The sequence below is a fragment of the Clostridium oceanicum genome (assembly GCF_039521385.1).
GTDB classification, from domain to species: Bacteria; Bacillota; Clostridia; order Clostridiales; family Clostridiaceae; genus Clostridium_F; species Clostridium_F oceanicum.
Genome location: NZ_BAAACG010000014.1, coordinates 1 through 1,230, shown reverse-complemented (window position 1 = coordinate 1,230; position 1,230 = coordinate 1). Strand labels below are relative to the sequence as shown.

The 1,230-nt window shown below is 22.7% G+C and carries 1 protein-coding gene; it reads right to left on the bottom strand.

Annotated features, from left to right (window positions below; all coding sequences use genetic code 11):
• Positions 1–613: 613 nt before the first annotated feature.
• Positions 614–931 (bottom strand): YbjQ family protein, encoded by a 318-nt coding sequence (locus ABDZ71_RS15550; RefSeq protein WP_343763035.1) that lies wholly within the window; start codon positions 929–931, stop codon positions 614–616.
• Between the last annotated feature and the right edge of the window lie 299 nt (positions 932–1,230).

Sequence of the window (1,230 nt, the reverse complement as noted above, 5' to 3'; positions counted from 1 at the left end):
TTAATTACTGGTTGGTTTATAAGAATTCATTCTTATCCTCTGTTTAATTTTCAAAGACCTTGTCGCTTCATGCGACTTTTATATAATATCATGTGTTTCGATATTTGTCAACACTTTTTTTAAAGATTTTCATCAATTAATTTCATTATTTGAAATTAATATTTTGTGTCTTTCAAGTGACGACAAAAAATATGATATCAAATTTATATCATATATATCATCTGTAAATACATCTAATATAGAGATTAACTATTTATTACTCCATTATTATTTATTTATCTTATATTTCATGATACTGATACTCCCGGATATGTTTATATTTAGTTTATTATCTTTATAATATCTATCTCTCCAAAGTATACTAGTTTTATTATTATATAAGCATTAGAAATTCATCTATTTTTATATTATTTTTATTAATTGTATTTAAATAACTAACTATATATTAACTAGTTAGTTATTTAAACATACTCTATAAAAAATAAAGTTACTAGTTTAAACTAATAACTTTATTTTAAAACTTACATTATATAAACACATAATAAAAATAAAAAGCTAAAAATACTATTTTTATGTGAAGATTAACTAATAAGTTTCTTCAATTAACTTTAACTTATTCTTCAATAAATTTAACTGCTGTACCATAGACTAGTATTTCAGAAGCTCCTTGCATTATAGCACTTGTTGTATATCTAACATTTATTATTCCGTCACTATTTAACTTTTCTGCTTCTTCAAGCATTCTCTTATTAGCAATTTCTCTTGCCTCATCCATCATATCTTTGTATGCAGTTATTTCTCCACCTACAATAGTTTTAAAACCACTCATTATATCTTTTCCTATATGTTTTGACATAACTGTAGAACCTTTAACTAAACTCAATGTTTCTAGTTTTTTTCCTGTAATATAATCTGTATTTACCACTATCATAATTAATCCTCCTCTATATTTAGATATTATAAAATAAATTTTAAATTATACTTTGTTATTATATAGAAATCATATTATATATATTATACATTAGATAACAAAAAAATATAGCTAAATATATAATATTATATACTTAACTATATTTTTTTGCTTTGATACAAAACAAAGACATATATTACTAGAAAAATTTATAATTTTCTAAAAAATAAAAAAGCATTCCTATTAGAATGCTTTTGGTGATCCACCGGGGAATCGAACCCCGGACAACATGATTAAAAGTCATGTGCTCTACCAACTGA

Excerpts from the sequence above, each read along its gene's own strand:
- ABDZ71_RS15550 (WP_343763035.1), bottom strand. The coding sequence starts at position 931 with ATGATAGTGGTAAATACAGATTATATTACAGGAAAAAAACTAGAAACA.